We start from the raw sequence: 25,308 nt of genomic DNA, 5'->3' as shown, positions 1-25,308 counted from the left end.
AAGCATATTAAGACCTAATCTAATCACCATCGGACATGTTCAGAAAAATTTTACTCGCCCTTCTTGCCGCTTTCATTATCATTCAGTTTATCCGCCCCGAAAAAAACCTGTCCGATGACCAGTCGATGAATATTGCGACGAAGTATGACGTCCCGGCCAACGTGAAGAATATCCTGGAAGTCGCTTGTAACGATTGCCATAGTAACAAAACCGTTTATCCATGGTACTATAACATCCAGCCTGTGGCATGGTGGATGAACGAACACGTCGAAGACGGCAAGCGGCACCTCAATTTCTCGACATTCACAAGCCTGTCCATTGCCCGGCAGAACCATAAGCTGGAAGAAACCGTGGAAATGGTCGAAGATGACGCTATGCCGCTCAAATCGTATACCGCATTGGGTATGCACGCGGACGCAAAGCTCACCACCGCCCAACGCGAGCGGCTTATCCAGTGGGCCAAGGCGCAAATGGACACACTCAAGGCAAAATATCCGGCCGACAGCCTGATCATGCCGAAAAGAAACCCCGCGCCCGGGCAACACTAAACTCGGCAAAATCACAGGCAGCTACATTTTCGTTTGTAGCTGCCCGTTAGGCGTTCAGTTTTTGAAAATCCTTTGCGTAAAAAGCTTTTCACTGCCCTTCTCCACGCTCAGAATGTAAATGCCTTTGGCAAGATTCGGAATTGACATCCGGCCGCTACCATCCGTGTCGCAGCGCATTACCTCTACGCCGGCCATATTGGTCAGCTTCACAGTCGCGGTACCGGTATGCGGCGGCATTTCCAGCTCCACGTAATCGTTGACCGGGTTGGGACCAATGCGGAATGCGACTTCGCCGTTTCGGTATAATGCAATGATTTTGGAGTACACATACTGTCCGTCGGTGTCGATCTGTTTCAAGCGGTAATACGTGGTTGCCGCAGGTACTTCCGTGTCGATGAAAGTATAATACTGCGCCACGGAGGTGGTACTGTGCCCTTTTACTTCCCCTATCGGGCGGAAATCGAAGCCGTCAGCAGAGCGCTCTATTTCGAAACGGTCGTTGTCGGTTTCCGAAACAGTTTTCCAGTACAATTGCGCCTGCCTTTTATCCAGCTCCTTCAAATAAAAACCGGCTAGCTCCACGGGAAGCGGGTCCTCGACAGGCAATGTCGAATGCGCGAGCAAGCGAATGTAGGCGGCCTGATAATAAATCGCCGGCTCGGTGATCTCCCAGCTGTTGGTAGGCCAGCCAGTATTGAAGTCGAGGTAGCTTTTCTGGCGCGGCTGGCCGTAGGGCGGCGATTGACTGTTGATCGTGTAATCGGCATTAGGTCCACCCACTACATATCCCGGCGCCGGGCCGTTCGGCGATGTGAGGGCATTGTCGTAAATGGTACCGTCGTTGAACCACGTATGGTAAATTTCGTTGGCACAGCGGTCGCCGCCTGCCGCGTACATATTCGACAAATACACCATTCCCTGTGGATTAACCCCATGGAAATAATGAATCTGCTCCGTTGCCTTGCGTCGCAGGCTGGCCGGATTGCCAAGCCCGGCTTTGAGCATCGTACGATTTACATTGGCATAGTCGGCTTTGGGCATGTTGCTGCCCCAGTGGTACGACCAGTCGGGCATGAATGCGCGGTAAAGATCAGCCGTCGTCCAGCCGAAGAAGTCGTTCCAGTTGCCGTTCACGGCCGTCCCTGCTGAGTTCAGGATCGCCGTCGCGACGGTCGGGTTTGCGCCCGGGAGTTTTGCGTAACGCAGCAATGCGTCTTGTAATTCGGTGGCATCCACACCCCAATAGCCGGAGCTCATGACATCAGTACCCGCATAATTATTGATCACAAATTGATTGTAAATGCTGTTACCAGTCCGTTCGAAAAGATAAATCGCCGCAATCACCATCATATTCCGCTGCGGACCGACCGGCACATCGGCATCGCCCGACACAATGCTGCCGTCATCGCAGTTAGTTTGCAGGGTATTCGAATTAAAAAACGGTAGCACATAATTGAAGCAACTCACGGCTTTTGCTTCCAGCTCTCCCGCATAGGTGGCGAGCGCCGGCATGCCCGCGTACACAAGGGCTGCATGCGAGAAAACCGAAGCGATAGTCGCGGACGCCGATGTGCAAACGGGACCATAATAGCGGCCATCCACATTCGCACTCGGTGGCGACGAAATGTTCTCGCTGTAATTCCGGCTACCCATTTTATTATGGGTACTACCGTCGGTATTCGTCATTTTAAAAAGCCAGTCGAGCTCCCACTTCACTTCGTCGAGCAGGTCGGGAATGCCGTTTTTACTTTCGGGGATATTGAAATTATCCGAAAAAACGGCTGGATTTTCCTCGTACGCATACAGCAGGTCGTGCAGCGGACTGTGTGTGAAGGATACATATTTGTTATAATCCCCTGCGTCGAACCAGCCGCCGGTCAGGTTCTTTTCCAATGCTGCGTTAGCCTGATCGTACACGTACCGGCATTGCTGATCCTGCAATGCATTCATGAAATTGTTTCCGTCGGTCCACTTGCTTTGTGCGTACGGAGCTGCTTTCGGCATGTTGCAACGGTTATAATAGAACATTTTCACGGCGGCCAGCATCACATTACCATAAGGATTGGCCGTGATCTCGAACACCGCCGAGCGCTCGTTACTAACCGGATCGAATACGTAATAGGTACCTATGGTGTTTAGCGCCGAAAAATCAAACCACCAGCCCTGGTCTCCCGAATTAGCCTGGGTGTTTCCGTTATTCCAAATAACGACCGGCCCCGTGAACGCCAGCGCATTGGTAATGCTGTTTCGCACTTCCATGGTCGCAGGCGGCGTGTAGGCCAATGCAGCATTATATCCCGCGACGGGGTTGCTCAGCACCGCCACCTTTTCGGCGGCCGGCGCATAGCCGAACTGGTCGACATGAATGAACTGGCTGATCTGCGCCTGTGCCGGGACCGACAGCATCAGGCCTAGTAATAATGTAAGAATACCCTTCCCGGGCAAATGGAGGTAGTGCTTCCTCATGGCTGGATGATTTGAGTTGAAAGAAAAATCCTGTGTCAAGAATCAACAACAGAGCGGGCAAATGCCTTATTCAGGTAGGATGGAATTCATTTTCAGGCAATTCCGGGTTGACCGGCCTAAAATGCGTTCAAATTTATTCCTATTATTTAATAGAACAAATAGATCCCATTCGTAGAATTTATTAAACGGATCAGTTTTTTATATTTTTAAAATAATACAAAAAAATATTTAAATATTGCTTTGTTTTTCCTATAATTGCATAGACAACTATTGGCTAACTTACAATCTCGAAGCACATGCCGATTTATCAACAACTAGGAACCATCCCGCCCAAGCGGCACACGCAGTTTCGCAAAACCGACGGCGGGCTTTACTATGAAGAACTCTTCGGGACGATCGGTTTCGAAGGCATGTCTTCCCTCCTCTATCACACCTGGCGGCCCACGCAGGTGAAATCGCTGGGCGAGCCTTATGATGTGACACCGCGGATTGCCGTGACAAATAATATGACCATGCGGAAGCTGATCGGCTTCGATGTAAAACCTGCCGCGGACTACCTCGACAGTCGCACGCCCTTGCTCGTTAACCGCGACCTGATTCTAGGCCTGGCGGCCCCTACCGGTGCGCCGATGACTTACTTTTACAAAAATGCCGACGCCGACGAACTGCTTTTCATCCATCGGGGCTCGGGAAAGATCCGGACACCATTCGGGCAGGTGCCTTTTACCTATGGCGATTATGTACTGATCCCCAGAGGCACCATTTACCAGATCGAATTCGACGGGCCCGACAATCGTCTGCTCTACCTCGAATCGCATTCGCCCATTTACACGCCCAAGCGGTACCGCAACCATTTCGGGCAGCTCACGGAGCATTCGCCATATTGCGAGCGCGATTACATTCTCCCGCGCGACCTCGAAACCCACGACGAGCACGGCGATTTCCTGGTCCGAATTAAAAAGCAAAGCCATATCCATCCGGTCACTTACGAAACACATCCGTTCGATGTGATCGGCTGGGACGGGTACAATTATCCCTGGGCCTTTTCGATCCACAATTTCGAACCCATTACCGGGCGCATTCACCAGCCGCCACCGGTGCACCAGACATTCCAGACCGACGCATTCGTGGTATGTTCCTTTTGCCCAAGGCTTTACGACTACCACCCGCTGGCTATTCCCGCGCCCTACAACCACAGCAACATCGACTCCGACGAGGTGTTATACTACGTCGATGGCGACTTCATGAGCCGCAACGACATCGCACAAGGGCACATTACGCTACATCCGGGCGGCATCCCGCACGGCCCGCACCCGGGCGCATACGAGCGGAGCATCGGCAAAAAAGAAACCCAGGAACTGGCCGTCATGGTCGACACCTTCCGCCCGCTCATGCTCACCGAACAAGCGATGGCGATCGACGACGGGCGGTATTTTGCGAGTTGGGGGGAAGGAGTGAATTTTGAATGATTGAATGATTGAATGTATGAATGAGCCACCATAAAAGAGGATTTCGCTACAAAATCAAAATATCAAATCGCGTAGCGATGTAATATTGGTAGCAAAAAGGTTCGAAGTGTATGACAAATCCCGTAAGGGATGTAATAACAAAGCCTGCTGGTACAGGAAGCCATATATGGTCGTTACATGCCCAAGGGCATTCGGAGAATATGCGGATGTCCGGTTTGCTACCAATGTTATATGCCTAACGACATTCACATTATTCAATTCCAGAATTCATTCAATCATCGCTCCGGCGACCCGGTTAAAATTCACACATTCCCAGTTCCAAAGCAGATCATTCAATCATTCATACATTCAATCATTCAATCATTAACCCATGTCCACACTCACAGCACCTCCGCCACAGCCCGCCGCGACCGACTTCCTGCCTATCAACGGTACGGATTATGTAGAACTCTACGTTGGCAATGCATTGCAATCGGCGCATTATTTCCGGAATGCATTTGGTTTTCAGCCTTTGGCGATGGCCGGGCTCGAAACCGGGCTTACCGATCGTGAATCCTATGTGGTGGTGCAGGACAAGATCCGCCTGGTCTTCACTTCGCCATTGCACGGCGGCACTGCTATCGGAGCGCATATCGACCGCCATGGCGACGGTGTGAAGGCCATTGCATTATGGGTAGATGATGCCAAAACGGCTTACCGGGAGACTGTCAGCCGGGGCGCACGGCCGTTTTTGGAGCCCGTTACCGAGCGGGACGATCATGGAGAAACCGTGCGATCGGGCATTTGTACTTATGGTGATACTGTACATGTTTTTGTTGAAAGAAAGCACTACGACGGCGTTTTCCTTCCCGGATTTGTCTCCTGGCAGCCCGAGCATTCTCCCGAGCCGGTCGGGTTGCGTTATATCGATCACATGGTGGGTAATGTGGGCTGGAACGAAATGAACCGGTGGGTAAAGTTTTACGAGGAGGTAATGGGTTTTAAAATGATGGTTTCTTTTGATGATAAGGATATCTCAACCGATTACTCGGCGCTGATGAGCAAGGTCATGAGCAATGGCAACGGGCGGATCAAATTTCCGATCAATGAACCGGCAGAAGGGAAAAAGAAGTCGCAGATCGAGGAATATCTTGATTTTTACGGCGGCCCGGGCGTGCAGCATATTGCCGTAGCTACTGACCATATTGTCGATACTGTGCGGGCATTGCGCGACCGGGGCGTGGAGTTCCTACGCGTACCGACCGCCTACTATGACGACCTGCTCCGCCGTGTAGGGCATATCGACGAAGACATCGCCAGCCTGCGTGAGCTGGGCATTCTGGTCGACCGGGATGATGAGGGTTACCTGTTGCAGATTTTCACCAAGCCGGTCATGCCGCGCCCTACCCTGTTTTTTGAAATTATCCAAAGAAAAGGCGCCCAATCGTTCGGAAAAGGAAATTTCAAGGCATTGTTCGAAGCGATCGAGCGCGAACAAATGCTACGTGGCACGCTTTAATTCAACCCTTTTTCAACCATGAACCAGGAGTATGAACGATATACGGAAGCTGACCACCGGATGTGGAAACAGCTTTTCGAGCGGCAAATGGAACTGCTACCCCGCATCGCCAGCCGCGCCTACCTCGAAGGCATCGAAAAAGTAAAATTCGTTGCCGGTCATATCCCGCATTTCGAACGCGAAACCAACCCGGCGCTTCGTGCATTGACGGGTTGGGAAGTTTACGTGGTACCGGGCCTGATCCCTCACCGGGAATTTTACACGCATTTATACAACAGGCAATTCCCGGCGTCGAGTTGGCTGCGCAAGCCCGAGCAGATCGATTACCTGGAAGAACCGGACATGTTCCATGATACATTCGGGCATGTGCCGCTGCTCAGCAACCAGGCATTCTGCGATTTTATGGCCCATTTGAGCGAAGTCGCATTAAGGCATATCGATCAGGAGGAAATCCTGGAACGCATATCGCGATTATACTGGTATACCGTTGAGTTCGGGCTGATCCGGGAAAACGGCGATTTGAAAATTTATGGCGGCGGCATCATTTCCTCTTCCGGGGAAAGCCGGTATTGCCTTTCCGCCGACGTTCAAAAAATCGACTTCGACCTTGCCCTCGTGCTCGATACGCCCTACCATATCGACCGCTATCAGGACCATTATTTTGTGATTCAATCCTACGACCAGCTTTACGAGTCTGTAACGGGCATTGAGCCGTTGCTGGAAGCTTATCTGGCCCAACAAGCTTAAAAAATTCCGTACAAAAATGTTACGACCCTGGCTTCCTATTCCGCCCGATTCCGACTTTTCCATCCATAACCTGCCTTTCGGGATATTCAGCGACGAACGGCCCGCGCGGGCGGGCGTGGCTATCGGCAATTGGGTTGTGGATCTGGCTACGGCCCACGGGTTGAATATGTTCCCGCATCACCCCGAGGCCGGGAGCGCGTTCAGGAAACCGGTATTGAATGAGCTGGTAGCACTCGGTCGGGGGTTTTCTGATTATGTGCGCAAAATCATCCAAACAGCCTTGTGCGACAGCGAGTCGGTCTTAAAACAATTTTCCGACCACCTGCTGATCCCCCAAAAGAGCGTTCGAATGCATATGCCCCTGAAAGTAGGCAACTACACCGATTTCTATTCGAGTGAGGAGCATGCATTCAGCGTCGGAAAGATTTTCCGGCCCGAGAATCCGCTCTTTCCCAACTGGAAACACCTGCCCGTCGCCTACCACGGCCGGGCCTCCTCGATTATCGTTTCCGGCACGCCTGTACCCAGGCCGCGTGGTCAAATCGGTCAGGCAAACGGTACTCCCGCCTTCAAACCGACCAATGCGCTGGATTATGAGCTGGAACTTGCGTGGGTTATCGGCAAAGACTCGTCTGTTGGCCAGCCAGTTTCAGTTGCGGATGCAGAAGATTACATTTTCGGGGCGCTGCTTTTTAACGATTGGTCGGCACGGGACATTCAGCGTTGGGAATATCAGCCACTAGGGCCATTTACGAGCAAGAACTTTGCTTCGGGCGTCTCGCCCTGGATTGTAACCTGGGAAGCATTGCAGCATTTTCGGGTACCCGCGCCGCCGCAACAGCCGGAGCCGCTCCCTTACCTGGTAAACGAGCCACGTCAGAATTTCGATCTTTCGCTCTCCGTCAGTATCAGGCCCGACAACGGCGAAGAGTTTTCTGTATGCCAAACCAATGCACGCGGTATTTATTGGACAGTAGCGCAGCAGATAGCCCATCACACTGTCACGGGCTGTAATCTGCAAACCGGCGACCTGCTTGCCACCGGCACCATCAGCAGTAAGGACATCTCCCAAAAAGGTTGCCTGCTCGAAGCCACGCTGAATGGAACACAACCTATAAAACTGGGCGAAGGTATCGAGAGGCGCTTTCTGGAAGATCACGACGAAGTGATCATGCGTGGTTTCGGGCAAAATGGCGATGTCCGGATCGGCTTCGGCGAACTGCGCGGAAAGGTCCTTCCGCCAATCTCCTAATTCAGGAATGTGCTAAATACTTTGGAACAAACATCAGGGCCAAGCATTTGCAATAATAAATACCAATTGGTATATTTGTATTATGAACTTAGGAACGACCAAAGCCGAGCGCACCAGAAATTTCATTATCGAGAAAACCGCCGAGATTTTCAATCGGAAGGGGTATGCCGGTACGTCCATGTCCGACATTACCGAAGCTACGGGCCTCACGAAGGGCAGCATTTACGGAAATTTCGAAAACAAGGAAGAGGTAGCCCTGGCCGTGTTTGAATACAACCGGTCACTCGTGTTCAATACGGTGCAGGCCCAGCTGGAAAAAGCGGGATCGTATTTCGAAAAACTGATGGTGTACGGCCGGGTTTACAAGGAAGTGCTAGCGAGCGTGGGCAACCGGGGTGGCTGTCCGATCCTCAACACGGCGGTAGAGGCCGACGACACGAACGTTCCACTGCAACTGAGCGCGGCGAAGGCGCTGTTCGGCTGGAAAAAGAGCCTGGTCAACATCATCGAAAAGGGTACCGAGGCCGGCGAATTCCGGAAAGGGGTCAATGCGGAAGAGATGGCTGTTTCTATTATCTCATTGATCGAAGGCGGCGTCATGTTTTCGAAAGCGACCAACGACTATACTAATATGGACCACGTACTGGCTACGGTACAAATGCTGGTGAAGAACATCAAAGCCTGAGCGGTAAAAACAAAATCCCGTCAAATCACCAACAGGATACCGTTAATCAGTCGTTAACACCGATGGTAATTTAGTTACTGAAAATATAACATTGCCGGGATCGCAACATATCCGCTTTTTCCTAAATTGGGCCTCAATGCTATTCGATAACCAATCTTTCAAGCAAAAACCATTAACACAATGAAAGTAAAGTATTTGCTAACCATGATCCTGGCCGTTACCATCTTCGCAGTAACAGCTAAAAACATCAAAACAGCCAACGAGCTTGTAGGAACCTGGAAATATACCGTTTCCAACGTACCGCCCGAGTACGAAACAGGCTTCATGACATTCGAGCAAAAAGACGACAAAACTACCGGTTACCTCGGCCAACAGGAACGTATGGAAATGAAAGAACTGACCATAGACCAGGGTAAAGTGACTTTCAAACTGGATTTCCAGGGCGGCATCCTTACCGTGACCATGACCCAGGACGGCGACAAGCTCAGCGGCACAATCGTTTCGCAAGACGGAGAATTCCCGATCACGGCTACCAAGGAGCCCGCGAAATAAGAACCAAGCAAATCATTTTCAAAAGCCGGAGGACATATCGCCTCCGGCTTTTTTTGTTACATATTATTTCACCCGCACATACTTCTCGATATTCAATCGCTCCACTCCTGCCGCCTCCACCTTCTCTACTCCGCGCTGAACGAGCGTATCGTTTTGAATAGAAATTGTAAAATGAAACTCGTTTCCTTCCCATTCGCGGGCCGTACAATACTCCAGTTTTTCGGTATAGGCACTGTCTTTCAGGGTATAGGCCCCTCCACCGGCGGAAAAACTCGCTGTGGTAGTATCCTTTCCTTTGTTCAGATCGTGCTGCAAGAAGGCAAAGTGGCTGTCGTTGATGATTTTAATGAAGGAAACGTTCTTTGTATAGTCAGTCACAGTAGTATCCCCCTTCTCGATCAAAGTACCACTCAGGAGTTTCCAGGTGCCTTCGAGCTCCGCAGCGGGTGATTTTTCGGCGTTTTGTCCCGTTTCCGGGCCGCCACAGGATGTTAGAATAGATACGGTGAGAAGCAATGCGGGAAAATGTGTTTTCATAACTGTTTGAAATGGCTGGGTTCTTGGATCGTGTAAGATACATATGAAAAAGGAGTTACCTTTTGCCGGCAACTCCTTTTTCGTAATGTGGGGTGGCTACTGCGAACCGATCACTCATACCCCTTCACCGCCGAATATCCATTCTTAATCACATTCAGCGCCCGGATCCGGTATACATCCGGGTCCGTCGGCGCAGTGGTTGCAAGGCCATCAACGTAACGGTTAAACATGCAGAATGCGGCTGCGATGAGTACCGTGTCGTGAATCTGGCGGTCGTCGGCGCCGTGTTCGCGGGCGCGGGCGATTTGCTCCGCAGTGACGTGCTTTCCGCCGCGCTGCACGCTGCCCGCGATCGATAACAGTGCTTTCATTCTGTCAGACAGGTCGGTGTCAGGATAGTTTTCCTTTACACTTTTTACGAACGACCAGTCTTCGTCTTCCAGGTAAGCACTGGCGATGGCGCCGTGGATCGTCTGACAGAAAAAGCAGTCGTTTTGAGATGAAACGTAAGTACCAATGAGTTCGCGCTCGCCGCGGGTAAGCCCCTCGTCGGAACACATTAACGCGTTGGCAAGTAAATTCATCGGCTCAGCAGTGTGAGGGCTGAACCGCATCGGGCCGAGGATGCCGGGGAAACCGGATTCGAATTGGATGTGTGGCATTGGTAAATTTTGAATGATTGAATGATTGAATGAAGAGGTCATGTGTGGTGAAGAATAGTCAGGTATGGTCAGGTGCAGTTTTTTTAACCTGACAGTTTCATGACTACTCCTGACAACACATGACTACGTGTTCGGTCATCGCACCGACAACCCGGTCAAAATTAAAGCGCAGCGCCCGCCAGCTTCGTCCCAACCACCCTCGCTCTGATCTTTTCGAATGCTATTTCCCTTGCGGTCGAAACGTCGTCAGCGAAGGGGGAAAAACCACAGTCGTCGGTGGAGCCGAGTTGGTTGAGCGGGATATATTCTGCGGCTTGCAGGAGCAGGTCACGGACTTCCTCGGGAGTTTCGATGCGGGGGTTCAGGACGTCGGTCACGCCAAGAAATACCCGCTGCCCGGGCCGGATGTTCTCGCGGATCGACTCCAATACAGCTATTTTGTCGTGCTCGCCGGCATATTCCAGATAGAAGTTTCCTGCATTTAATTGAAAAAATAATGGCAACAGGTCTGCATAGGGCACATCGGCGCTGTGGGTCGAATCGTGGTCGCCGCCGGGGCAGGTATGAATGCCTATCCGGCCGCGTTCGTCGGCTGAAAACCGGCTCAGTAACTGGTTATTAAGATCAATAAATTGCTTCAAAAGCCCTTTACCGGGGTCGAGTTTCAGCGCAAGGCGGGCTTCGGTGAAGTCGATCTGGACATTGTAGGCGTGTTCGTTCAGGCATTTACGAATGTCGGTCTCGGCCTGATCGAGCAAGTCGGCGATAAACTGGGCTTGTGAATAATCTTCGATACCAGCAGCGGGATAGAGCAGGCTCATGGCCGAAGCCGAAATAACAGCTTGCTTTACGGGCAGCGACGTATGTTGTCGCGCTTCCCGCAGGTAATCCACCGCAAAATTACGGTAACGGAACGGGCCCGACGTCAGCACGGGTAACTGCCGCGTGTGCCCGTCTGCGAATGGAATGGTTACGCCGCCCACGCCGAGGTTCAATGCACCGTGAATGGGGTAGGTCGCGAAACTGGGTTTGCTTTGTTCGCCGTCGGAGATGACGGGCGAGCCGGTTTCTTCAAGCGATTTGATCGTTTCACGGGTAGCCTGGGAAATTAGCCTGGCGAGGTCGCCGGAAGTAATTTCGTCTTTGGTATAGGCCTGCATCGCTTGTTGCAGGTATACGGGCCGCGGAATGCTCCCTATCGGCTCTGTGGGAATAGTTATCATATTTTTGGGAATAATCAGGTTGAATGAATTAAGATTGCACAATGCACACACGCTCTGTCCGGCGTGTATGGCCGGCAGCAGCAATGCATTTTCAAACATATTACCCGATCATTTCAGGAGGAGGCGTGGCCTGGCCCGGCACGTCGGCCAGGGGCAGGTGGAATGGTTCGGCGAAACAGACGGATTTGCGGAGAAAACTGTACTGTTCCTGCCATTCGCTTTTGAAAACCGCACCCGGTAAATAGGTCTTTGCAAGGTCGTTCAGCATTTTCAATGCACTTCCCAGCGGTGTAGGCGGGGCCTTGGCGAGCTGCATTTCCTGCATGCGCTCCGACAATTCGGCAAACCGGTGCCAGGCCGACGTATGAGATTGCGAAGTTTCCCGCCGCTCGGGCATATCCCCTTTTTTACCAGCAAAAAGCACAGCCAACGACCACCCCAGCGAGTGGGACAGCAGCAGTACGAGCAAACCGAGGCTGGCGGCAGTTTTCATGAAAACAGATATGTACCTTAAATCTACAAGAATGCCGCATTATTTCTTGTAGCAATTATTCATTTCATTTAAATGAATCAATAAAAAATACAGTTTTACACAATGTTCGGCTTATTCCTCCATATCCAAACTCAAACCGTAAAGTAATTCGATTCATAACTACTGTTAACCACTTCTTTATAGCATTACTTTTACCTCCGTTAAACCCTTTTAGTGACAGGTCCAACCTTGCCTCGCTAACCCATGAACCGTTCCTTCGTCACTTTTCTGTTCATCTTGGTTGCATTGAATGCTGGTAAGGCCCATGCTCAATGGGAGCATTTACTACACAAAACCTATTCTCAGCGCTGTAAAGACCTGGGCAAAATCTACACCCGGCTCATCGACAACGGCGATTCGACATCGGTATTTCGTGAGATCGCCTCCATGAAGGATTGGGCAAAAGCCCGCCACGACAACGATCTGGAACTGGAATCGGACCTATTGAAAGCCTATTACCTCACCATTTGGCATAGAAGCCAGACCCCTCGCATTGCCGCGATGCTGAATGAGCTCGTGACAAAAAGTGCCGAGCAACACAACAAACAGCTTAACGCACGGTCGCTTAAAGTGCTCGGGGATTATTATTGGTCCGACGGCAGAAATTACGAATTGGCATTTGAAACCTTCATTCAGATGGAAAGCATTCTGAATGAATCAAGTACAGATGAATTTCCCGACAAAAGCTATGCATTGAGCAATATTGCCCACGCCTACTACAATTTTTCGGATTATAAAAAGGCATTATCCCTATTCGGGCAGATCCTGACTTTAAAATTCAACCCGGATATGTATGCCGGGCATAACTCGGCGCTCGTTACAACCGCCGTTATTTACCGGAAGCTGGGCAATCTCGATTCGTCCGATCATTATTTCCGAAGGGTGCTTCGCAAAGAATCTCCGGGGAACTACAAGGTTTGGGCGGCCATCGCAAAGGGTGGACTTGGCGAAAATGCCTATTTGCGAGGCAATTATACCGAAGCGATGCCTTTGCTGCAAGCCAATATCGATGAAGCCATTCTACAAAAAGATTATGGTTTGGCTGCCCAGTCGCTGATCACTCAGTCGGATATCCATTTAAAAAACAATGCTTTCGATAAGGCCGGGCAACTTATCAATACGGCCCGGCATTATCTGGATGTTACGGATCCCGAACGATACAGGCATTTCCAGGACGTGTACACAGTTCTGGTAAAGTTGTCTGCCGCGCGGGGTAACCCGAAACTGGCGGAGGCATATCTGGACTCTGCATTGTTTGCCAAGGATAGCATGAACCGCAAGTACAATGAAAAACTAATGCTGCGGGCACATCAGAAAATGGAGTTACAAGAACTTCGGGGCAAGATGGAAAAGGCAGAATCCGACCAGAAACTGAAAATAACTGAGCGCAATCTCTCACTAATCCTCGTGCTGGTCGTTGCGGCCGTGGCCATCTACGTTTATCGAACCCAACGCAAACGGCACAAGCAGGCCCAGCTTTTAAAGGAGCTCAAAATCGGGCAAAAGGAACAGGAACTGGAAAACGCGACCTTGCAATTGAACGAGTTTGCCCGTAATATCTCCGAAAAAAGCAGGCAGATCGAAGCATTGGAAAGCAAACAGAGCCCCGATGCCGAGGCCCTGATGCAATTGCGTCAAAGTACCATCCTGACGCAGGAGGATTGGGATTATTTTAAAAAGCTTTTCGGCAAGGCGCATGGCGACTATCTCCATCGCCTCCGCGAGAAATTCCCCGATCTCACGCAGGCGGAAATCCGGTTCATTGCCCTCGCCAAACTGGGCCTGGGCTACCAGGAAATGTCGGTCACATTAGGCATCAGCAGCCATGCCGTGCGTACGACCAAATACCGGTTGCTGAAAAAAATCGATGTCCCCGACGACCAGAGCCTGGAAGAAGTCGTGATGCAAATCTGACTTATTCGATCGCCACTTTCCGCGTCTGTACCACCGCGCCGTTTCGTACGCGCAACAGGTAAATGCCTTTGGGCAAATTACCTACCGACAATGTAACTTTCCCGTTTTTCAGCTCGTTACGCATCACTACTACACCTTTCGTATCGAGCAGTTCGACATTACCCGAAACCGTACTTCCCGCCGTCCATTCCAATTGCAGCAATGTCGTTGCCGGGTTAGGGAATACCTGCATTTGAAATGTATTACGGTGCTCTGCCGTGACAATCTGACTATATGCAAATGATCCGTCTAGATCTGTCATTTTTAAGCGGTAATAATTCAATCCGGCCAGAGGCTCGACGTCGCGTGCTGAGTAACGATGCCCCCCGCTGCCAAAAGCGGCAGGTTGTTCGGGCAATACCTCCCAGTGCCGTGCGTCGGCGCTGCGGTGTATTTCAAAATGGCTGGTATTAACCTCCTCGGCTGTGAGCCATTCGAGCAATGTGTTTTTTTCAACCGCTTTGGCCGTAAAACTGACGAGTTTCAAAGGCAGCGGATCGGCATTGCTGACAAAGAACCCGCTGAAACCGGTCACATTAAAACTGATCTCCCACCGGTTGAGGTCACCGTTCCAGACGATATCGCTATCATCGGGATCAATAGTGGTTGTGTCGCCGCTGTACGAGCCGGGCTGCCCTGTGGCCGATGTGCCGTGATATTGAACCACAAGCAGATGGGCCTTACCCGCGCCGTCCGAAGGAGACGCCGGAAGTTTTGCAGCACCTTCGCCCACATTGAATGCATCGAATTCGGACTGAAGAAAAAACAGTTTGATCCGGGCGGTCGCATTTTCTGCATTAGCCGCCGGGAGGATTTCGTAATGTCTTTGTACAAAATTCACCGCTCCGCTGCTAATGATACCTCCCTCCACGAACGTCTTCGCCTGCACGCTCCCGATGACGGGCGCCGCGCCCATAGGCGTTACCTGTGCCAAAACACGGCATCCGGTGGCTAAAAAACCAGAGGTCGTACCACCAATGACATTGTTTGTCGCCACATCACCGTCCTGTGACAAACTGGTCCCGTCACGGTAAGATTGGAGCTCGAAAGCACCGATATCGACCATTGTATCAAAAATTCTCACCTGCCGTAGAATATCCGACGGAGCAGTCACAAAAACATTCACTCCCTTATTGATGGCCGGGCTGCAAGGAAGCGGTTTTAATCCGTCGTCGGCTGTCATCCATTTCCCATCAGCACCGGCGGGAGCCGACTGGTTTGTAAAAAATGGGTCCTGGTTTAGAATAGAAGTTCCGGCATGACCGTCCTGCACAAGAGAGAACAATACATTGGGCGTGGCCGAATTGTCGTAGATGCCGGCTGGTGCCGGGCCACTATTTCCCCAGATCAGCGTATTGGAAACAGTCGGGTGCGCCAGCAGATAGTTATGCATTCCCGCGCCCTGGATCGCCCCCGAATTCCCCGCAATGGTACAGTTCTGAATGGTAGCACCGCTGTTATAGCCATTGAAAATACCGCCACCGCCGTTCGCGGCAGAATTACCGGCAATGATACAATTGGTGATCAACGGGTCAGCCGATACTCCGAACACATAAATACCCGCTCCGTCGAAACCGGCATTTCCTGTAAAAACGCAGTTCGCAACTACCGGCGATGCGGTATACAGCACAAGCCCCCCTCCTCCGAAAGCAATCACATTTGAGCCCAGGATATTTTGCTCAATACCTGCGCCGTCAGAGTTACCATCCCGGACGATAAAGCCGTCGAGCCGGGCCGTAGCGCTATTGAGCACCGAAACAAGGGTATGATAGGTGTTATCCGAGGCATTGGAAGGCGCACCGATGTCGCCGGAAAGGATCGTCTGGTTCGCGCCCGCATCCCGCTGACCGAGCGTTGTCTCGTCCCCTTCGAAACCTCCGTAGATGGCAACGTTGTCAATCAGGTAAAAAGCGTTGTTCCGCGAGCCCGTCAGACTTGCATTATAGGGAAATCCGGAAGGCTTGTAGGTACCTGCTTTCACCCATATTTCGGTGATACCCGTGCAGCCGTAGGCCGCATTCAGCGCGGTACTCAGGTCGCCCAGGGCATCTTCCCAACCCGAACCTCCTCCGGACGCTCCTTCCGCGACATACAAACGGTTTGCAACGATAGTCAACAGCGCGCTGTTCGAGAAAGCGTCGCCACAGCTGTTGCTGATTTTGACCTTGAATTGACCGCCGCTATCACCGGCACCGATGTTGTTGACCGTCAGCATGGCCGTGTTGACGCCACTATATTTACCGTCATTGGATAAGGGCGAATTTCCAAGATACCACTGGTAGGACATCGTGGTAGCGCTGCTGGCAGTCACCGCGAAAACAGCGGACGAGGTTCCGGTACAGCTTATGGCGTTCACCGGAGCCGATGTGATAGCTGGTGCAGCACCCGTATTGATCGCCACCCGACCCGCCGGATCAGTATCCGTCAAATGCCCGGCCATGACATTCGCACTTCCATTTCCGGCACTGCTGGCGGTGTAGGTGGCGCTGGCCTTGCCATCTGCCTGAATGATGGCCTGAGCACCGGAAATACTACCATTCACGGCGCTAAAACTGACCGGCAGGCCGATCAGCTGGCTCAAATTGGATAGCGGTACGGGCGTACCGGATGAGTTGGTCAAGAAGCTGGCCGTGACGGTAGTCTGGTTAGCAGCTGGCACGCAAAGCGACGGGCTGCCAACAGTAGGTTTCAACACGAGCCATGGCGTGGTCGTCAGGGTGCCGGTACCCAGCACACCGATCGTCTGCGCCGATTCGCTGCATGTTCCCGCCGCCTGCGGGTCGGTATTGCAGCTCCACCAGTTGTTGGCAGCGTTCACCGCCCCATCACCCGATTTGCGCGCCGACAATGCCTGTTTTACCGAGCCGCCCAGCGTATTACCGGCAAAGAGATTATAGTTGACATCCACCGTAAAATCGCTGAGAATGGATATAGCGCCGCCTTCACTGTCAGTAGTCAGTGAGGTACTGTTATTGATAAATTTGTTCTTTTCTATTTTGGTATAAAAAGAAGGACTCTGCGGCGACTGCTCCGCAAGCACGTGAATTGCCCCGCCGTAGGTAAAATGCGTTGACGACACGGAGTTGCCGGTAAAGGTAGAATTCGTAATACTCATGCTGCCAGTGACTGTGATGGTCGAGCTTATGTAGCTGATCAGTATCGCCCCGCCGCTGGCGTTGTCGCTGTCTGTAACATTGGCTTGATTATTGGTAAATATGCAGTTGTCGACAGTGATCACGCCACCGCCCCCTATCGATAGCGCGCCGCCGCCACGGCCTGTGGACACATTGCCCTCGAACGCACAATTGGTGATACTGACAACATTGTTTGGCCCGCCGCAAAGAATGGCGCCGCCTCCATAGTTACCCGGACTTTTCCCACCCGTGAACTTGATGCCGGAAATAGCAGTCGTCACACCCGACACATCGGCGAACTCGTTGATCAAAAGGATACGGTTCTGCATCGTGGCGGTCATATTTACGATCGTAGAAGCCGCCCCGGCCCCTATGATCGAAAGATTCTGGGCTTTGGTCCCAATTTTGATCGGCCCCAGCGTGAGATTGTAAGTTCCTGCGGGCACATTAATCGTATGCGGCCCACCAACGAGCGCATCCGCCGCCAGGATCGCGCCCCGCAATTGCGAGGTGGCGTTGCCATCGCTCGTTTGGGTTACATTGAAGGTATTTGCATACACACCGGGCATTATGCCGGACACCAGCAATGCAATAGCCAAGATCCTGAACAGGCGAAGGCCGGTAGAAGTTTTCATCATAGATAATGTGGTTAAAAAGAATCAGGAGCGCGTAGGGTAAATGCCATTGAGCGCGATCAGATATTGAATTGCCTGAAAGGGCATCATGTTGTTATGCGGCTGATCGCCGCCGGCTTCCCCCAGGGCAGTTCGGTTCATGGGTGCGCCCGCGCCCTTTTGGCTGGCAAAGCATTTGACCGGCGGGCGATTATCGTCGTTGGCCCATACCTGCCCTTCGGGACTTTGCAAATTGCCTTTGATACTGGCCACGGCCGGGTGATAGTGAAATGGCATTTCGTCGGGTGTCAGCGTTACCGTCGTTGCGCCCGCAGCCTGACCAAGCTGGTATTCCGTCAGTCCGAAATCGCCTCTGCGCGTTGTGAAACATACCGGCGCCCTTCCCCGCAAATCGGGCAGTGCGAAAGTTGTTTTACCATCACCGCCGTAGGATGAGCCAAGGAGAGAAAATAGCGCCGTATTATTTGCAATGGGCAACAGACGGCCATCACAGGGAACAAAAGATTCCGATGCCAGTTTTCCGGGAAACAGCGCGATGCTTCCAAGGTATCCACCACCGAACTTATCTCCCGGATAGATTCCCTCGATAGCGATAGCATAGTTGATAACCTGGTAGGGCGACATGTTATTGTGCCCCTTGCCCCAACCGACCTCCGCGAGGGCCAGCGTGCTCATGCTTGCATTACTTTCCTTGGTATACCCTGAATCGGCAGGCCAATAATGTCCCTGAGGCTCGGCACTATCCCGGTTAATAGTACTCGCAACAGCCTGGTGCGTGTGCTTTGGCATTTCATCAAACGTAAGGGGGTGCCTCTCCTCGCCCCCCTGGGCGAAATAGGGATAAGCCGGGCCATTGCCAATCGTCACACGTTGACGAAGGTCTGGTAGTTTAAAAGTATTTCCATCACCACCGTAGGTGTTACCTATCAAGTGGTAGAGCGCAAGATTAGTGGCAGTAGGCAAGGACCTGCCGTCACAGGGAAGCCACCCTCTTGGGACAAATGGAAAGGCAAATGGCCTGATCTCGGAAAGATAATTATCCATTGGAATCTTGGTTAAAGGTTAGTAATAGTCAGGATTTACTCGGAAACACTCCCACAATTGCGATGATATAGGACATCGCAAGAATCGGCATCCTGTTTTCATGCGGGACGCTGCTACCCGCCTTCTCCACGCTGTCGAAGCTTAGCTGAGCACTTGTGTCTCCTTTACCTGAAGCGTACCGGCGCCCTCCTGCCGGCGCAGCCGACCAGAAAGCATTTGTAGCGTCTTTCGTGTTCGCAATACCCGAAGTGCTGCATGCCGGCGTATGCGAGTGCCTCGGCAATTCATCCAGCGCCAACTGGATTGTTTCCATACCGGCTTTTTGCCCGATAGGAAAGAGCTCGCTCTGCCCAAGTGCAACGCGCGAGCGTAAATCCGGCAATGCAAAGTTGGTCACTCCGTCTCCGCCGTAGGCGGTCCCGAGGAGAACAAAAAGAACCTCGTAGTCTTTGATCAATAAAAGGCTACCATCGCAAAAGAGCCATCCACGAGGAGCAAAGTTTCCGGCAAATAATCTGATTTCACCAATGTAAGATTCTTCCATATAATTTGAAAATAAAGGTGGTTTGGGATTGACGGACAAATAAAGCATCCTATGTCACCGAAAGACTAAAAAACGACGTCACAAAAACGTCACAATTATTAAAACTTGGTCACATGGCACAAAAAACCCGCCCTGAATCATTCCAGAGCGGGTTTTGTTCATTATGCAAAGAAATTTTGAAAACTATGCCAATCCCCGAACGCTCCCCCTACATACGTGTACTCCCAGGCGCGGATACGCTCGACATTATCCTCAAAAACACGCACTTTCCCGACGACCTGCTTTCAGAAAACGTCGAATGCCATGTAAGATGGGAAGAAGGCGCTCCGGTTTTGGTATTCCTGTTCAAACAGGCCGCCTACGATTTCAGCGAACCGCTTGTTCCTGCCGAACTGAAAGGCGGAGAAAAGGGCTGGCTGCAACCGCGACTCATTCAAACAAGATTACTACTCGCAGATAATGTAGTTACAGATCAAGTTACAGCGCGGACATTTTTTTTAACAATGCAAGAAAGCGACGAAATCCAAAAAGTTTTCGAACAGACCAACACCACGACAATGCCGTCAGGCATGTAACAACAATGCATCGCAGGCGCATTGCCACGGCATTGTCGTTACATCCCTGGCGAGATTTATTCGCATTTTTTGATCCGCTCGATTGCTACCAATATTACATCGCTACGCGATTTTTACCCCGCGACCTTTTTCACCTTCAGAATTCAATCATTCTCTCTTTCCCTGTTCGACAGCAGATCATTCAAGCATTCAATCATTCAATCATTCAAAACTAATACCCCGGATTCTGCGGCATCAAATTCGGGTTCACCTGCAATTCCACACGCGGCAGCGGCATCAGGTAGTCGCGGGCGGGATTGAAATTATCGTGCGGTTCGAGGGCGTTGGGGCCTTTGAAAACCTTTTCGCCCAGGTTCCGGCGCTTGATATCGTACCAGCGTTTATATTCGAATGCGAGTTCCAGGCGACGTTCGTCGAGGATGAGGTCGATCATTGCTTCTTTGGCCAGGCCAGCCTTGACATCCTCCGGGAAATTCGTCGGTTTGCCTGCCCAGTTTCTGGCCCTTGCCCGGATCTGATTAATATAACCCAATGCTTCCGCATTCGGGCCGTTGACTTCCACCGACGCCTCGGCGGCGATCAGCAGAATTTCGGCGTAACGCATGGCGGCATAATTGTGATCAGAAAAGCGGCCTTCCGAATTGGAATTACCTGCAAAACGGGCATACTTAGCGATATGCGGGCGTTTCGTATTCGTGAACTGCGTGTAAGGCACCAGCTTTCCGCCCACAAGCAGCGAATCTTCGAAACTCACTTCCTTCCGGTAGTCGCGGTCGTCCCAGGTACTGTATACTTTTAGCGAAGGGACAATCACACTCCATCCGCTCCGTGGCGCATCGCCTCCGCGTACGCCCGTCATGGGCGCCATAATGTCGTCGTTGGCGCCGCCCTCGCCGGATTTCTGGCCCAGAAAATCGACGTCGAAAATATGCTCCTTCATATTCGGGGCTTGCGGCGCTTTGAATAGTGTCTGGAAATCCGCTTCGAGTGCGTATCCGAACTTGTCTTTGTTATCGATTACCCATTTCGCTTCGGCATAAGCCTTCTGGTATTGGCCCATTGTGAGGTGCACCGATGCCAGATACGAAGCGGCGGCCCCTTTCGTGGCGCGGCTACGCACTTCCGACAGCTGCTTGTCGGGCAGCCATTGTTTGGCAAATTCCAGGTCGGCGATGATATTGGCATACACCGTAGCCGCGGGCGTTTTGGAAATCGATTTGACGGACTCCGGATTGCTGATAAAATAATCGATGTAGGGAATGTCGCCAAATACCTGCACGAGGTGGAAGTAGGCGAAAGCACGGATGAAACGGGCTTCGGCCGTGAGCGGATTACCCGTAGCCTCAGGTAAATTCAGTCCCTGCGCACCAAAAATAGCCGCATTCGTAGCGCTGATCACCTGGTACCAAACCGGCCAGAACTGGTTCACCATGTTGTTATTATCATCCATGTTGAAGTCGTTTACCTGCTGGCGTTCGGCAGGCGTGCCGCGGTCGCCGATGTCTTCCATATCGCTCCTGAGCATGAGCGCCGACACGAACTGGCGACCATAAAGCCGCTCGGTGGCCATCCAGCCATAGGCACCCATGATGGCCGTTTCCACGTCTTTGGAAGTCCTGAACAATGCCTCCGGCGCGAGCAACCCTACCGGCTTTTCATCCAGGTCCGCACAGCCCAGCAACAGCGAAACTGTCGCCGTAAGGAATATTGATTTATTGAATATATGCTTCATTTTCATGTCCGTTTAGTGCTTTAAAAACCCAGGTTCAGGCCTATTGTGTAGGATTTGGCGTTCGGGTAGCTCCCGTAGTCGAGGCCGAGGTTGCGGTTGCTGTCGGTATTGCCGTCCGAGGAATAGTTCACCTCGGGGTCGTAGCCCTTGTATTTGGTGAAAGTCAGGATATTCTGGGCGCTGGCATAAATGCGCAGCTTGCTGATCCTCAGCTTTTCCAGCACGGGTTTTGGAAAATTATAACCTACCGCGAGGTTTTTCATCCTGACAAAACTCCCATCCTTGACCCACCGCGTCGATACCCTGCGCGTCCTGCCGACTGCCGCTTTGGGCACGTCCGTATTGGTATTTGTGGGCGTCCAGCGGTTTAATGCTTCGGTAGTCGCATTGTTGATGGCCGATAGCAGATTGAGTTCCATCAATGTATAGCTCAGCAAATCGTTGCCTTTCGAGGCCTGGAAGAATACATTCAGGTCGAGTCCTTTCCAGCTGAAATCATTGTTCATGCCCCAGGTGAATTTCGGATGCGGGTTACCGATAATGGTGCGGTCGTCGCTGTTCAGTGTTCCGTCGGGCTCGCCGGTGAGCCTGCCATTCGCATCCTTTTTACCATTGATATCCCTGAACTTCTCCCCTCCTGCTATCACTTCAAAACCGCCGCCGGGAATGAAACTATCGCCCTCCTGGTACACGCCGTCGTAGATCCAGCCATAAAAACTGCCCACAGGATAACCTTCACGCAATACCTGGGTTTGCCCCATTCCTACCATATGCCCTGGGGCGGAGCCATAAAGAATGTCCGTTCCTGCCGGCAGTTTCAGGATTTTATTGCGGTTCAAAGAGAAGTTAATGTCTGTGCTCCATTTGAAAGCACCTACGAGATTGCGGGTGTTCAATGTAAGCTCAAAGCCTTTATTTTCAACTTCGCCAATATTCTGCAACTGGTTGGTATAACCCGAATACTGAGGCAATTGTACGCTGAAAAGCAGGTCCTTGGTCACGCGGCGGTAGTAGTCGGCCACGAGGTTGATACGGTTGCTGAACAAACTCACATCGGCGCCGAGGTCAAACTGATGCGTTGTTTCCCAGGTGAGATCGTCGTTGGCGACGGTAGTAGGACGGACCGCATTCACCGGTGTGCCGTTGATGATCGTGTATACATTCGAGAAACGGGCCATCGTCTGGTACGGCTCTATGGCCTGGTTACCCGTCAGCCCATAGCTTACCCGCCATTTCCACTGGCTGATCGCCGAGATATTTTGCATAAACGGCTCGCTCGACATTTTCCAGGCAAATGCGCCGGAGGGGAACGTGGCCCATTTGTGGTTTTTACTGAAATTCGAAGAACCATCCTGACGGATATTAGCCGTAAACAAATACTTATCAGCCAGAGAGTAAGTCAAACGGGCATAATACGATGCCAGCACCCATTCCGTAAGTCCAGAATTGGGGCTTTGCCAGACCGACGAGCCGCCCAAGTTCCAGTACGAAACGGCATCGGTAATAAACGACTGCCCGGAGCCTCCCCAGTTTTCACTCGACGACTTCTGATACGAATACCCGGCCATGATCGAAAGGTCATGCAATGCACCAATTTTTTTGGTGTAGGTCAAATAGTTTTCATTCAAAAGCAAAGTGCTTTTGTTCCCATTCACGGTCGCGGAGCCGCCTACATTGCGGCCATCGTTCAAGGTAGTGGGCGTAAATATGCCCGTACGGCCGCTGTTGGTGGTTGCGCCGAGGGTAATCCTGAATTTCAGATCTTTGAGAATGCTATACTCGGCATAGAGGTTACCCTGTATACGGTCGGCAAGCGATTCGTTTTCCAGCTGTGTCGCAATGGCATACGGATTATCGATCGGATCGCTCAGCCGTCCTACCGTAAACCGGCCATTGGCATCGCGGATAGGCTGATCGGGTTCGAATTTCAGCGCTGCGGACATCACGCCCGGCGTGAGCCCGCCCGATCCTTCCTGCGTTTTTGATTGCTGGCGCGAGACGCGTTGTGCAAACAGGTTCAGCCCCAGTTTCAGTCTTTTAGTCGCATTGATATCGATATTGCTCGTCACAGAATACCGCTTGTAGCCCGAATTGAGGATGATACCCTTCTGGTCATAATAGGCACCGGAAACATAGTATTTCACCGCCTCGCTGCCGCCTGCTACCGACAACTGGTGGTTCTGAATACCGCCGCGACGGAATATTTCGTCCTGCCAGTCGGTATCGGCACCTTGCGAAACAATGGCAGGCCGGGCCTCCTGCACGTAGGCAAGAAATTGCTGCGCATTCAGCAAATCGAGGCGGTTGATCTCCTTCTGGCTGGAAAATGAGGTGTTGAAATCGATACGCGGCTTACCCGACGTGCCTTTTTTGGTCGTCACCATAATCACGCCGTTGGCGCCGCGTGATCCGTAAATGGCTGTCGCCGAAGCATCTTTCAGGATTTCAATGGATTCAATATCCTCCGGCGGCGGCAATGTACCGCCCACAAAACCGTCCACTACGTAAATCGGGTCGCTGCTTGCATTGATAGAGGTTCCTCCACGGATCCGCACTTTGAAACTAGAACCGGGTTCACCATTGTTGGCCTGGATCTGCACCCCGGCAGCGCGGCCCTGTAATGCTTGTACAGTCCCCAGTGCGGGATATGCGGTAAGCTCTTGTGATTTTACAGAAGCTACCGAGCCGGTGACGTCGCTCTTCTTTACCGTTCCGTAGCCTACCACGAGCACCTCTTCGAGCGATTTCTGGTCGGTTTTGAGGGCGATATTAATCTCCGTACGGCCTCCTGCCTGCACTTCCTGCGGCTCATAGCCTACAAAGCTGAAAATCAGCACAGTGTTGGCATTTTCAACTGCTAGTATATAGTTCCCATTTGCGTCCGTGGACGTGCCCGTTTGGGTACCCTTAACAAGAATATTCACGCCCGGTAACGGCTCGTTCTTGTCCGCATCGGTCACACGCCCTTTAATGGAGATCTCGGCAGCCGCCTGCCAGCCGCTTTTCACGGATGCCTCAGGTTCCCCAGGACTCGATTTCGGCGTTTCAGAAGGACGGATCACGATATTCTTGCCCGAAACTTCATAAGTAAGCCCCAGCGGCACCAAAAACTCTTCCAATATCTTCGAAAGCTCCTGATTTGACTGCTGAATCGTTACTTTCCGGCCCGATTGGATCTTTTTGGAACTGAATATAAACCGGACTCCGGCCTGCTTTTCAATCTGGTGCAGGACTTTCTTCACTTCAAGGTCTTGCGCTTGCAGGCTAATGCGCTTATTGAGCAGTTCCTGCGCACGCACGTCCGCCGCGAACGCATTCCCGACCAGCCAAACCGACATTATCAATTGCGCTACGCTTATTCGCATAAGAACTAACCATTTACGATGGAACTGTACCGGTATTTTCATAAATTTGAACGGTTTTGTTAATTGAAACTTGGCAAAATCTTCCTCCTCATCCCATAACCATGAGATGTGACGGTCTGCTAACCACTGAGGATATTAGGGCCGGCCATGTTGGC

Annotated in this window: 19 protein-coding genes; 9 read left to right on the top strand and 10 right to left on the bottom strand. The window is 51.7% G+C overall.

Translation table 11 applies throughout. The features are described from left to right. Window positions 1–35 precede the first annotated feature (35 nt). Window positions 36–548 (top strand): heme-binding domain-containing protein, encoded by a 513-nt coding sequence (locus AAHB90_RS04875; RefSeq protein WP_342083790.1) that lies wholly within the window; start codon window positions 36–38, stop codon window positions 546–548. Window positions 549–602: 54 nt separating this feature from the next. On the opposite strand, the gene AAHB90_RS04870 is transcribed toward AAHB90_RS04875, so the two are convergent. After that, entirely contained in the window at window positions 603–3,014 is a 2,412-nt protein-coding gene (locus AAHB90_RS04870) for a glycoside hydrolase family 9 protein (RefSeq protein ID WP_342083789.1), read from the bottom strand. Between the two features lie 296 nt (window positions 3,015–3,310). Between AAHB90_RS04870 and AAHB90_RS04865 the strand changes: the two genes are divergently transcribed. From AAHB90_RS04865 to AAHB90_RS04840, 6 genes are all read left to right on the top strand, one after another. Then, a complete protein-coding gene (locus tag AAHB90_RS04865; RefSeq protein ID WP_342083788.1) occupies window positions 3,311–4,483 on the top strand; it encodes a homogentisate 1,2-dioxygenase in 1,173 nt (390 codons plus the stop codon). Window positions 4,484–4,853: 370 nt separating this feature from the next. After that, window positions 4,854–5,981 (top strand): 4-hydroxyphenylpyruvate dioxygenase, encoded by a 1,128-nt coding sequence (gene hppD, locus AAHB90_RS04860; RefSeq protein WP_342083787.1) that lies wholly within the window; start codon window positions 4,854–4,856, stop codon window positions 5,979–5,981. Window positions 5,982–5,999: 18 nt separating this feature from the next. Beyond that, window positions 6,000–6,728, top strand: a complete 729-nt coding sequence (locus AAHB90_RS04855; RefSeq protein WP_342083786.1) for a phenylalanine 4-monooxygenase — start codon at window positions 6,000–6,002, stop codon at window positions 6,726–6,728. A 16-nt stretch (window positions 6,729–6,744) separates the two neighbouring features. Next, complete coding sequence (gene fahA, locus AAHB90_RS04850; protein WP_342083785.1) at window positions 6,745–7,980, top strand: fumarylacetoacetase; 1,236 nt, start codon at window positions 6,745–6,747, stop codon at window positions 7,978–7,980. Window positions 7,981–8,062: 82 nt separating this feature from the next. After that, window positions 8,063–8,665, top strand: coding sequence for a TetR/AcrR family transcriptional regulator (locus tag AAHB90_RS04845; protein ID WP_342083783.1), 603 nt, complete (start codon window positions 8,063–8,065; stop codon window positions 8,663–8,665). Between the two features lie 180 nt (window positions 8,666–8,845). Next, window positions 8,846–9,217, top strand: a complete 372-nt coding sequence (locus AAHB90_RS04840; protein WP_342083782.1) for a hypothetical protein — start codon at window positions 8,846–8,848, stop codon at window positions 9,215–9,217. 63 nt (window positions 9,218–9,280) lie between these two features. Here AAHB90_RS04840 and AAHB90_RS04835 read toward each other — a convergent pair whose 3' ends face one another. The 4 genes from AAHB90_RS04835 to AAHB90_RS04820 form a co-directional block, all read right to left on the bottom strand. Further along, the gene (locus AAHB90_RS04835) at window positions 9,281–9,754 is read right to left on the bottom strand and encodes a hypothetical protein (protein ID WP_342083781.1); all 474 of its coding nucleotides are present in this window, start codon (window positions 9,752–9,754) and stop codon (window positions 9,281–9,283) included. Window positions 9,755–9,864: 110 nt separating this feature from the next. Beyond that, complete coding sequence (locus AAHB90_RS04830; protein ID WP_342083780.1) at window positions 9,865–10,416, bottom strand: carboxymuconolactone decarboxylase family protein; 552 nt, start codon at window positions 10,414–10,416, stop codon at window positions 9,865–9,867. 161 nt (window positions 10,417–10,577) lie between these two features. Then, window positions 10,578–11,639, bottom strand: coding sequence for a cobalamin-independent methionine synthase II family protein (locus AAHB90_RS04825; protein ID WP_342083778.1), 1,062 nt, complete (start codon window positions 11,637–11,639; stop codon window positions 10,578–10,580). A 100-nt stretch (window positions 11,640–11,739) separates the two neighbouring features. Further along, window positions 11,740–12,132 carry a hypothetical protein gene (locus AAHB90_RS04820; RefSeq protein ID WP_342083777.1) on the bottom strand — a complete coding sequence of 131 codons (393 nt, stop codon included), beginning with the start codon at window positions 12,130–12,132 and terminating at the stop codon, window positions 11,740–11,742. Window positions 12,133–12,375: 243 nt separating this feature from the next. On the opposite strand from AAHB90_RS04820, the gene AAHB90_RS04815 reads away from it, so the two are divergent. After that, window positions 12,376–14,085: a tetratricopeptide repeat protein gene (locus AAHB90_RS04815; protein ID WP_342083776.1), complete on the top strand. Its 1,710-nt coding sequence runs from the start codon at window positions 12,376–12,378 to the stop codon at window positions 14,083–14,085. Between the two features lies 1 nt (window position 14,086). Here the strand turns inward: AAHB90_RS04815 and AAHB90_RS04810 are convergent, their stop codons facing one another. From AAHB90_RS04810 to AAHB90_RS04800, 3 genes are read right to left on the bottom strand one after another with little or no spacing between them, the layout of a single operon-like run. Further along, on the bottom strand, window positions 14,087–17,896 hold the full coding sequence (locus AAHB90_RS04810) for a right-handed parallel beta-helix repeat-containing protein (RefSeq protein WP_342083775.1): 3,810 nt from the start codon (window positions 17,894–17,896) through the stop codon (window positions 14,087–14,089). Window positions 17,897–17,917: 21 nt separating this feature from the next. Further along, window positions 17,918–18,937, bottom strand: coding sequence for a phage tail protein (locus AAHB90_RS04805; protein ID WP_342083774.1), 1,020 nt, complete (start codon window positions 18,935–18,937; stop codon window positions 17,918–17,920). 28 nt (window positions 18,938–18,965) lie between these two features. Beyond that, window positions 18,966–19,481 (bottom strand): phage tail protein, encoded by a 516-nt coding sequence (locus AAHB90_RS04800; RefSeq protein ID WP_342083773.1) that lies wholly within the window; start codon window positions 19,479–19,481, stop codon window positions 18,966–18,968. 185 nt (window positions 19,482–19,666) lie between these two features. On the opposite strand from AAHB90_RS04800, the gene AAHB90_RS04795 reads away from it, so the two are divergent. Then, a complete protein-coding gene (locus tag AAHB90_RS04795) occupies window positions 19,667–20,056 on the top strand; it encodes a hypothetical protein (protein WP_342083772.1) in 390 nt (129 codons plus the stop codon). A 211-nt stretch (window positions 20,057–20,267) separates the two neighbouring features. Here the strand turns inward: AAHB90_RS04795 and AAHB90_RS04790 are convergent, their stop codons facing one another. After that, window positions 20,268–21,788 carry a RagB/SusD family nutrient uptake outer membrane protein gene (locus AAHB90_RS04790; protein ID WP_342083771.1) on the bottom strand — a complete coding sequence of 507 codons (1,521 nt, stop codon included), beginning with the start codon at window positions 21,786–21,788 and terminating at the stop codon, window positions 20,268–20,270. Between the two features lie 20 nt (window positions 21,789–21,808). Further along, window positions 21,809–25,153: a TonB-dependent receptor gene (locus tag AAHB90_RS04785; protein WP_342083770.1), complete on the bottom strand. Its 3,345-nt coding sequence runs from the start codon at window positions 25,151–25,153 to the stop codon at window positions 21,809–21,811. Window positions 25,154–25,308: the final 155 nt, after the last annotated feature.

It is taken from the genome of Dyadobacter sp. OTU695 (assembly GCF_038440355.1).
In the GTDB taxonomy this organism is placed as follows: domain Bacteria; phylum Bacteroidota; class Bacteroidia; order Cytophagales; family Spirosomataceae; genus Dyadobacter.
The sequence above is the reverse complement of the archived record's forward strand: the minus strand, read 5'-3'. Positions and strand labels throughout refer to the sequence as shown.

Excerpts from the sequence above, each read along its gene's own strand:
- AAHB90_RS04875 (WP_342083790.1), top strand. The coding sequence starts at position 36 with ATGTTCAGAAAAATTTTACTCGCCCTTCTTGCCGCTTTCATTATCATT.
- AAHB90_RS04870 (WP_342083789.1), bottom strand. The coding sequence starts at position 3,014 with ATGAGGAAGCACTACCTCCATTTGCCCGGGAAGGGTATTCTTACATTA.
- AAHB90_RS04865 (WP_342083788.1), top strand. The coding sequence starts at position 3,311 with ATGCCGATTTATCAACAACTAGGAACCATCCCGCCCAAGCGGCACACG.
- hppD (WP_342083787.1), top strand. The coding sequence starts at position 4,854 with ATGTCCACACTCACAGCACCTCCGCCACAGCCCGCCGCGACCGACTTC.
- AAHB90_RS04855 (WP_342083786.1), top strand. The coding sequence starts at position 6,000 with ATGAACCAGGAGTATGAACGATATACGGAAGCTGACCACCGGATGTGG.
- fahA (WP_342083785.1), top strand. The coding sequence starts at position 6,745 with ATGTTACGACCCTGGCTTCCTATTCCGCCCGATTCCGACTTTTCCATC.
- AAHB90_RS04845 (WP_342083783.1), top strand. The coding sequence starts at position 8,063 with ATGAACTTAGGAACGACCAAAGCCGAGCGCACCAGAAATTTCATTATC.
- AAHB90_RS04840 (WP_342083782.1), top strand. The coding sequence starts at position 8,846 with ATGAAAGTAAAGTATTTGCTAACCATGATCCTGGCCGTTACCATCTTC.
- AAHB90_RS04835 (WP_342083781.1), bottom strand. The coding sequence starts at position 9,754 with ATGAAAACACATTTTCCCGCATTGCTTCTCACCGTATCTATTCTAACA.
- AAHB90_RS04830 (WP_342083780.1), bottom strand. The coding sequence starts at position 10,416 with ATGCCACACATCCAATTCGAATCCGGTTTCCCCGGCATCCTCGGCCCG.
- AAHB90_RS04825 (WP_342083778.1), bottom strand. The coding sequence starts at position 11,639 with ATGATAACTATTCCCACAGAGCCGATAGGGAGCATTCCGCGGCCCGTA.
- AAHB90_RS04820 (WP_342083777.1), bottom strand. The coding sequence starts at position 12,132 with ATGAAAACTGCCGCCAGCCTCGGTTTGCTCGTACTGCTGCTGTCCCAC.
- AAHB90_RS04815 (WP_342083776.1), top strand. The coding sequence starts at position 12,376 with ATGAACCGTTCCTTCGTCACTTTTCTGTTCATCTTGGTTGCATTGAAT.
- AAHB90_RS04810 (WP_342083775.1), bottom strand. The coding sequence starts at position 17,896 with ATGATGAAAACTTCTACCGGCCTTCGCCTGTTCAGGATCTTGGCTATT.
- AAHB90_RS04805 (WP_342083774.1), bottom strand. The coding sequence starts at position 18,937 with ATGGATAATTATCTTTCCGAGATCAGGCCATTTGCCTTTCCATTTGTC.
- AAHB90_RS04800 (WP_342083773.1), bottom strand. The coding sequence starts at position 19,481 with ATGGAAGAATCTTACATTGGTGAAATCAGATTATTTGCCGGAAACTTT.
- AAHB90_RS04795 (WP_342083772.1), top strand. The coding sequence starts at position 19,667 with ATGCCAATCCCCGAACGCTCCCCCTACATACGTGTACTCCCAGGCGCG.
- AAHB90_RS04790 (WP_342083771.1), bottom strand. The coding sequence starts at position 21,788 with ATGAAGCATATATTCAATAAATCAATATTCCTTACGGCGACAGTTTCG.
- AAHB90_RS04785 (WP_342083770.1), bottom strand. The coding sequence starts at position 25,153 with ATGCGAATAAGCGTAGCGCAATTGATAATGTCGGTTTGGCTGGTCGGG.